At 57.0% G+C, this 7,634-nt stretch carries 8 protein-coding genes; 3 read left to right on the forward strand and 5 right to left on the reverse strand.

The window, feature by feature from the left end; all coding sequences use genetic code 11:
* Nucleotides 1–2: 2 nt before the first annotated feature.
* Genes trbJ through trbB form a run of 5 tightly spaced genes read right to left on the reverse strand, consistent with a single transcriptional unit; the run spans nucleotide 3 to nucleotide 4,845 of the window.
* Nucleotides 3–791 (reverse strand): P-type conjugative transfer protein TrbJ, encoded by a 789-nt coding sequence (gene trbJ, locus AVI_RS23435; protein ID WP_012655116.1) that lies wholly within the window; start codon nucleotides 789–791, stop codon nucleotides 3–5.
* Nucleotides 766–3,204, reverse strand: coding sequence for a conjugal transfer protein TrbE (locus AVI_RS23440; protein WP_041699214.1), 2,439 nt, complete (start codon nucleotides 3,202–3,204; stop codon nucleotides 766–768). The genes trbJ and AVI_RS23440 overlap by 26 nt, the downstream gene beginning before the upstream one ends.
* Before the next feature lie 3 nt (nucleotides 3,205–3,207).
* Nucleotides 3,208–3,507 carry a conjugal transfer protein TrbD gene (locus tag AVI_RS23445; RefSeq protein ID WP_012655118.1) on the reverse strand — a complete coding sequence of 100 codons (300 nt, stop codon included), beginning with the start codon at nucleotides 3,505–3,507 and terminating at the stop codon, nucleotides 3,208–3,210.
* Nucleotides 3,500–3,865, reverse strand: a complete 366-nt coding sequence (locus AVI_RS23450; RefSeq protein ID WP_012655119.1) for a TrbC/VirB2 family protein — start codon at nucleotides 3,863–3,865, stop codon at nucleotides 3,500–3,502. Before AVI_RS23450 ends, AVI_RS23445 begins: the two co-directional genes overlap by 8 nt.
* A gap of 17 nt (nucleotides 3,866–3,882) precedes the next feature.
* The gene (gene trbB / locus AVI_RS23455; RefSeq protein ID WP_012655120.1) at nucleotides 3,883–4,845 is read right to left on the reverse strand and encodes a P-type conjugative transfer ATPase TrbB; all 963 of its coding nucleotides are present in this window, start codon (nucleotides 4,843–4,845) and stop codon (nucleotides 3,883–3,885) included.
* A gap of 754 nt (nucleotides 4,846–5,599) precedes the next feature.
* On the opposite strand from trbB, the gene AVI_RS23465 reads away from it, so the two are divergent.
* The 3 genes from AVI_RS23465 to AVI_RS23475 all read left to right on the forward strand — a co-directional run bounded on the left by AVI_RS23465 (nucleotide 5,600) and on the right by AVI_RS23475 (nucleotide 7,584).
* Complete coding sequence (locus AVI_RS23465; protein WP_012655121.1) at nucleotides 5,600–6,322, forward strand: helix-turn-helix transcriptional regulator; 723 nt, start codon at nucleotides 5,600–5,602, stop codon at nucleotides 6,320–6,322.
* A gap of 79 nt (nucleotides 6,323–6,401) precedes the next feature.
* Nucleotides 6,402–7,070 carry an acyl-homoserine-lactone synthase gene (locus AVI_RS23470; protein WP_012655122.1) on the forward strand — a complete coding sequence of 223 codons (669 nt, stop codon included), beginning with the start codon at nucleotides 6,402–6,404 and terminating at the stop codon, nucleotides 7,068–7,070.
* 76 nt (nucleotides 7,071–7,146) lie between these two features.
* A complete protein-coding gene (locus AVI_RS23475; protein WP_041699219.1) occupies nucleotides 7,147–7,584 on the forward strand; it encodes a hypothetical protein in 438 nt (145 codons plus the stop codon).
* Nucleotides 7,585–7,634: the final 50 nt, after the last annotated feature.

Consider the following 7,634-nt stretch of genomic DNA (forward strand, 5'->3'; position numbering starts at 1 on the left):
GACTACCACCGCGGCTGCATTTTCTGGCCGCCCGACGTCGACGGCGGGGTACTCGAGAAGAAGCTTTCCCGCTTATGCTGGGCGAGATCCTTGGCGGTCTGCTCGGACTGATACCATGTGCCCATCATCGTCGATTGCTGGGCGATCAGGCCGCGCAACTTCTGCATCTGTTCGACCTGCTGGCTGGCAATCGAGTGGCCGACCTGTAGCGCCTGCATCTGGCCGACGGACGTTTGCGACTGCTCCTGCAACTGCTTCATGGTGCTTTGTTCGGTGTCGAACTGCTGCGCCGTCATCCCGGCTTGAGCGAGTGTGCCGCCGATCGTGTCACGGTTGGTCTTTGACCACTGCCCATATTGCTGAGAGAAGTTCTGTCCGCCCTGGACCCCAGAGGCGAACTGCTCGAAACTCGGAAAGCGCTGTTTCAGGACGTCGTCGAGATTGGCCATCGAGAAGCCGATGCCCTCCCCCTGCTGGGTCAGTTGACGAAGCCGATTGAGGTCCTTCTGAGCCTGGCCCCAGATGGTGTCAGGCAGCTTTTCGAGGTTCTGCAGCATCGTCCGGTACTGGTCGAGCTGGTTCTGGATCTGCGTGACCTGGTGGGCGATCTGCTGTGTCTGATTGGCGATCTGTTCGACCCCCTGCCCCGACTGTTCGAGAAGCTGGGCATTGTTGAGAAGCTGGGTCCATTCCGTCGCCCCACCCGTTGCAGCGCCGGCGAAGACGACGCTTGGGCTGACGGCGAGGACCAAACCGGCAAGGGCATTACGAAGCAAAGAGCGACGCAGCATTTTCGATTCCTCTTGATTGAAGCCAGTGGCGCGGCCACTCATCCCCGTGGTGGTCGTAAAGTTCGCTGATCCGCTGGAGATCGTGCTTGCCGGAGACGCCGACGAAGGACAGGGTGATAGGACCGAGGCCCATTTCGAACAGGCGGCGGCCATCGGGGGAGACCACGTAATATTCACGCTTGGGCGTGGCGGTGGCGATGATTTCGATCTGGCGATCGTTGAAGCCGATCTTTTCGTAGAAATCGCGGGTCCCGGTTTCGCGAGCCGCACCGTTCGGCAAGCAGATCTTGGTCGGGCAGGATTCCTTGAGAACGTCCATGATGCCGGATTTGTCCGCGTCCGAGATCGACTGCGTGGCAAGCACGACCGCGCAATTTGCGCGACGAAGGGTTTTCAGCCATTCGCGGATCTTGTCGCGGAACGCAGGGTGACCGAGCATGATCCATGCTTCATCGAGAATGATAAGGCTGGGCGCGCCGGTCAGGCGCTTTTCGATGCGCCGGAACAGATAGAGCAGAACCGGGACAAGGTTGCGCTCGCCCATGTTCATGAGTTCATCGACTTCGAAGGTCTGGAAATTGGAGAGCTTGAGGTTGTCCTGTTCCGCGTCGAGCAAATGGCCCATGGGACCGTCGACCGTGTAGTGGCGCAGCGCCTCCTTGATTGACTTCTTCTGCACGCCCGACACGAAATCGGAAATCGAGCGGCGTTCCGACTTCGACATAAGGTCGAGCTGATGCGCGATTGCATTGCGATGGTCAGGCGTCACCGTCTCGCCAGACATGATGATGAGCGTTTCGAGCCATTCCGCCGCCCATGCTTTGTCGGCGTCCGTATCGAGATCCTGTAAGGGGCAGAATGCAAGGTTCTCGCTTGCGCCCACATCATAGAAATCGCCACCGACGGCTCGCGTGAGCGGATACATAGACCGGCCCTTGTCGAAGGCGAAAAGCTGGCTGTTCTGATAGCGCCGGAATTGTGCTGCGATCAGCGCCAACAGTGTCGATTTGCCCGAACCGGTCGGCCCGAAGATCAATGTGTGTCCGAGGTCGCCAACATGCAGGTTGAGCCGGAATGGCGTCGAGCCGGAAGCCACCAGCATAAGCGGCGGAGAATTTTCCGGATAGAAGGGATTTGGATTGACCGGCTCTCCGGACCACACCGAATTCAGCGGTATCATATCCGCCAGATTGCGCGTGTGGATCAGCGGTTCGCGGATGTTGGCATACCAGTTCCCCGGCAGACTGCCCAAGAATGCCTCTGTCGCGTTCAGGCTTTCGATGCGGGCGCCGAAGCCTTCCGACTGGATGAGGCGGCGGACGCTTTCGGCCTGGCGGCGCAGCTTGGCATCATCCTCACCGAACATGACGATGACCGGTGTGTAGTAGCCGTAAGCAACCAGCCGGGAATTTGCCGCAGCAATCGCGTCCTCGGCCTCGCCGACCATTAGAAGCGCGTCCTGGTTCACCGAACCGCTATTCGTCTTGAACAACTGGTCGGTGAAGGGGCGTACTTTCTGGATCCACTTCTTGCGGGTTCGCTCCAGCCGCTGGGTCGCCTCGATCTCGTCCATGAACATGAAGCGCGAGGACCACCGGTAGGTCAGCGGCATAAGATCGAGAACGTTCAAAATCCCCGGCCAGCTTTCGGCTGGAAAGCCGTCGATCGCCACGATTTGGCAGAATCGGCCATCGACCATGGGCGACAGACCATGGTGAAACTCGGCGGTTGCCATGTAGTCGAGATACATCGGGATCTCGGGGAGCCGCACCGGATGGTTTTCGCCCACAAGGCAAAAGCGGACGAACTGAAAAAGTTCGTCGTATCTGGCTACGCGATAGCCGCCGCGATCGGGGACTTCCTGAGTGACCATGCGACGGATCGAAACGACGTTCTGCATGTACTGCTCGAACTCGCGGATCGAGGTTTTGAAATGTTCAAGGATGCGATCGGCATTGCTCGTGGCGCGAGATGCGGGGTCCGCATAGACGTATTTGACCAGTCCGGATTTGCGTGTGTCCGGTTCACGGTAGGTCAGGATGACGGCGTGCTGGCTCTCAAAATGGCCTTCAGTCGTTTCAAACCGCTGACGCCGCTCATCATCGATAAGCTGGCTTACCCGGTCAGGGAAATGGGAACGATCCTTGCTCGGATACTCGGTCGTAGGTACACGCACTGCTTCGACCTGGATCATCCAGCCCGTACCGAGGCGCGCGAGAACGGAGTTGATGGCGCGCGATACCTCGTTGCGCTCAAAGTCAGTGGAGCTCTCGCTGTCGGGACCGGCAAAATACCAGCCTGCCATCAGCGAGCCGTCCTTAAGAAGCATGATGCCGTTGTCAACGAGACCGGCATAAGGCACGAGGTCGGAGAAGGACGCGCCGGTATGGCGAAATTTCTTGAGGGAAACCATAACTCAGTGCTTCCTCCATGGGCTGGAGGTTGGCCGGTAGTGGGAGCGGTACTTCATGTGGCGGAGATAGACCTGCCGCATGAGTGGATCGGCCTTTGCCATCATGCGCAGTAGACCGACGACGACAATCCAGATGATGAAGCCGACCGCGGCGGAGACGAGCGTCAGAACCACGAAAATGAGGATGACCGCAGTCAGCCCGGTCATCAGGACCAGCTCGCGGTCAGCCCCGAACAGCAGGGCCGGCCGTGAGAGAGCTCGATGAATTCGCACCCTGTCCAGACGGCTCGTCCCTTCAGCCATGCGCCCTGTCCAGCGTCACGTCCTGCGTTGCCTCGAGAGGAACGCCAATCGACGCCCCTCCCCCGCCGAACAGGCCGACAACCTGTGTCGCGCCAAGAAGGATACCGCAGACAAGAACGACGTAGGCGAGACGACGCGCGAAGTCGTTGATCTCGCCACCAAAGATGAGCATGCCACCTGCGACCGCGACTGCGATCAGGGCGATTGCCATGGCGACGGGGCCGGTGATGGACTGCTGGATCTGTTGAAGCGGTCCCTCCCAGGGCAGACCACCCCCTCCCCCGGCAGCAAAGGCCGGTTCGGCCATCATCATCGAGATGGCCGCAAGGGCGACCAACGTAAACATTCTACGCGACATGAAGTTTTCCCTGTTTGTCAGAGTTGGTTACCAACCGGGGTGATTTGATAAGTGCCGTTCCGGAACCCATCGACCCTGAGTATCTCGCGCACGATGCGCCCTTTGGGGGTGCGTTCAATGGAGACGATCAGATCGACCGCTTCCCCGATGACTTCGGGCATAGGCTGGGAACTCACTTCCGCGACGAGCTGTTCGAGACGGGTAAGGGCGGCTTTGGCATTGTTCGCATGTACCGTCGCGATACCGCCCGGATGTCCGGTGTTCCATGCTTTGAGGAGCGTAAGTGCTGCACCATCACGAACCTCGCCAACGATGATGCGATCCGGCCGCAAGCGCATTGTCGACTTCAAGAGGCGGTTCATATCGACGGTATCAGTGGTGTGCAGGATAACGTAGTTCTTCGCCGCGCACTGGATCTCGGCCGTGTCTTCGAGGATGACTAAACGATGTTCGGGCGTAACATCGACAAATTCGCGAAGAATTGCGTTCGTCAGTGTGGTCTTGCCGGTCCCCGTGCCACCAGAGACCACGATGTTCAGACGCTGGACAATGGCGTCTCGGATGACGGCGACCTGCGCCGTGGTGAGAATGCCATCCTCCACATAGCGATCGAGCGATATCAGGACCGATGCTCGCTTGCGGATGGTGAACATCGGCGCCGGCGCGGCGGGTGGTAAAAGTCCCTCAAACCGATGTCCTCCAAGCGGAAGTTCGCCCGAGATGATGGGTCGCTCGCGGTTGATCTCGGTGCTGAGTGCGTGGGCCACGCGGCCAATCACGGCCTCTGCGTCATGGGCATTCATGTCCCCGGCAGGTCTGATGCCTTCTCCGATACGCTCGACAAACAACTTGCCGTCCGGATTGAGCATGACCTCGACCACAGCCAAGTCATTCAGGGCCGCAACAATGACATCGCCAAGGGCGTCTCGGAGATTGGCGATCAACCGCCTTTCGGATTCACCAGAGCGACTTGGATGCACGGACCCACCTTTCGCGCCCTGCACCGTTGTAAACAATCAAACAGCACAGGGAACTCTTACGAGCACAACCGGAGAGAACTAATGTTCCCGGATTAGACGACGATAAATTGGCTGTCAATCAAGAAAAAAAACTTGAAAAGGTTTAGAAAACAACAACATAAAAAATCTGCGTCGTTGGCCAAAGGTTACTGCGGTCAAGGGCTCAGGATGCTGCGGCTGAAAATCAACCGCAACCAGCGATACATAAATTTGATTGAGTAAGCTCATCTTCTCATATTGAGCTCTCTACGATACGTCTTTCATAGTGCACTGGCGGGATCACGGGAGGGCCTTACAGTATCGTGGGCTTGAACCAAGGCCACTGGCCGGGCGTTTTCGACGAGGAGGACGCGGTTGAGTCAGATCCAGCTTGAAGACGATGTACTACGGGCCATGGATAAGTATGCCGATCAGCTGGTCATGGTTGAGGCCCTGCAGGCTGCGTGCGATCGACAGGCGACCTGTGACTGTCCACCTGACGCCTGCCAACGGCTCCTGGAAGCGCAACGCAAGATGAGCGAATTGAGGGGGATATTGTGTACCCTTCTCCAACGCCTTGGCTACACCCCCCAGCCCAGATGGGGGAAGATCTCCGAGCACTAATCAAACCAGTGCGAGCATCTCGAAAAGTTGATGCACGTTCGAAGCTTTTAATGGCGCAGATTTGAGGTAAGAATGGCACGGGGAGCTGTGCGATGTAGGAAGGGAATTTGCGGTGAAAAATCATGACATTTATGAATTTATGGAACGCTGCGACAATCAAAAGAGCGTCGATAATCTGTTTTCGGATTTTGGAACGGTCATCGCGAAACGCGGCTTTCATTCTTACATTTACACCGGGCTGCCAGCGGTGGGTGACGACGTCAAGCATTATGTCGTCAAAAATGCGTGGCCGCCGGGATGGACCGAGCAATTCGAGGGTCTTAACTATTTCGCCGATGATCCCGTCAGTCGGTGGTCTCTTTCCCAGTCGAAACCCTTTACCTGGAAAACCGCAAGAGAAGAGACGAAGGCGACGGCGCGCACCAAAGAGATCCAGCAGGAAGCGGACAGGTATCGCTTGTGCGATGGCATCGTTTTCCCGATGTTCGACCCAAATTCCTGGCAGTCGGTGATCTCACTCGCAACTGACGACAAGGGTGGATTGGCAAAAGAGAACATTGGCGACCTTTATCTTCTCTCCTCTTATTGTGCGATGACGGCAAACAACCTGCTTCGACGCGCCGAACAAGCGGATCATCGGTTAACAGACCGGGAGAAAGAAATTCTGCAGTGGGTTTCACGCGGGAAGACGGATTGGGAGATCGGGACGATCCTGCGAATGACCGAGGGCTCCGTTACACAGCGACTGGCCCGCATCCGAGACACCCTTGGTGTCAAAAATAGACCGCAGACCGTTTCACAGGCGATTCGGCTCGGCCTGATCAATTCGGTCTAGCTTGTCAAGATAAGGAACCTGAACTTTCGCGAATCGTGGAGGCATCTAAAGTTGCGTCATCTTTCAAGAGGACGCGCAGATGTTGGTTCATGTCATTACTTCTTCGAATAGCGCATTATATCCAACTGAACTGGATGAACTTTTCCGAATTCGCCACAAGATCTACGTGGAAGAAAAGGGGTGGCGTGAAACATCGCCTGATGGAATGGAACGCGACCAGTTCGATACCGAGCATGCCGTTCATCTCGTAGGAATCGAGGATGGGCGAATTATTGCAGGGTCAAGGTTTGTTCCAACCACGCAACCGCACCTGCTCAGCGAGGTGTTCCCGCATCTTTGCACCCGGCCAGGCGTTCTTCGCCATGAACGCGTCGCTGAGTGGACCCGTGGGTTCATCATCCCGGAGTTCCGCGAGAAGGCCGGTCTTTTGATCAAGGCGCAATTCTGCACCGCCGTCATGGAATATTGCTTGAACCAGGGCATCGAGCAGATAGGCGGAATCCAGGAGATCTACTGGTTGCCATTGTGGAAGCGTTTCGGTTGGCGGGTCAAAGTGATCGGGGATGCGGCCGAAATTGATAGTGTCCTGTGTGTCCCGGCATATTTCGAGGTCTCCGTTGAGGCCTTGGAAGGCGTGCGCAGACGGGCCAATCTTTCCAGCAGCAACCTGATCGAACAGGGAAGGCTCGAACCGTTCGTTCCGGCACAGGCTCCCGCTTTCGATGTCTCGGTATTCTCGGCGGTATAGCTCCGACCCTTTGAAACTTCCCCTCTCCTCTCGTGGGAGGGGCAGGTCCTGTAGAGATGATGGAGCCACGCGATTAATGGATACAGCTGTTAAAAGAACAGATGCCTGCGCCATGAGCGAACTGCAGAAAGCATTCGACCTGATTTTATACGGCCGCGAAAAAACTGATACGCCTGGAAAGTCCCTGAAGTGTATAGGGCTGTTCACGGTCATTCTTCGCCTGCGCGCGTTCGACGAAACTGTCACTCGACAGGTGCTAGCCCGCGAAACGGGCTTGACGGAAAATGCGATCGCTCCTCACGTCCGTTATCTGGAATCGCTTGGTCTTGTGAAGATGACGCTTGCGCGCGCGCGGAACTCGATAGCGAGGGAGTTTCACATAGACGCAGAAGACGCCTTGATTGGATATACGCGCAGGGCAATCGCGAAAGGCTCACGCCGAGCGTATGCTGGGCATGAAAGCCTATCGGAGGGATATATGAAAAGAACGCCTCATGAGGATCAGGGCCGCTGACGCGGCAACAGGGCTGTGACCTGCAATGCGAAGCTAGACGTTGCAAAGCC

This window comes from Allorhizobium ampelinum S4 (genome assembly GCF_000016285.1).
GTDB lineage: Bacteria > Pseudomonadota > Alphaproteobacteria > Rhizobiales > Rhizobiaceae > Allorhizobium > Allorhizobium ampelinum.

What these genes read in the sequence shown, in the direction of transcription:
- trbJ (WP_012655116.1), bottom strand. Translation starts at nt 791, where the DNA reads ATGCTGCGTCGCTCTTTGCTTCGTAATGCCCTTGCCGGTTTGGTCCTC.
- AVI_RS23440 (WP_041699214.1), bottom strand. Translation starts at nt 3,204, where the DNA reads ATGGTTTCCCTCAAGAAATTTCGCCATACCGGCGCGTCCTTCTCCGAC.
- AVI_RS23445 (WP_012655118.1), bottom strand. Translation starts at nt 3,507, where the DNA reads ATGGCTGAAGGGACGAGCCGTCTGGACAGGGTGCGAATTCATCGAGCT.
- AVI_RS23450 (WP_012655119.1), bottom strand. Translation starts at nt 3,865, where the DNA reads ATGTCGCGTAGAATGTTTACGTTGGTCGCCCTTGCGGCCATCTCGATG.
- AVI_RS23470 (WP_012655122.1), top strand. Translation starts at nt 6,402, where the DNA reads ATGTTGGTTCATGTCATTACTTCTTCGAATAGCGCATTATATCCAACT.
- AVI_RS23475 (WP_041699219.1), top strand. Translation starts at nt 7,147, where the DNA reads ATGGATACAGCTGTTAAAAGAACAGATGCCTGCGCCATGAGCGAACTG.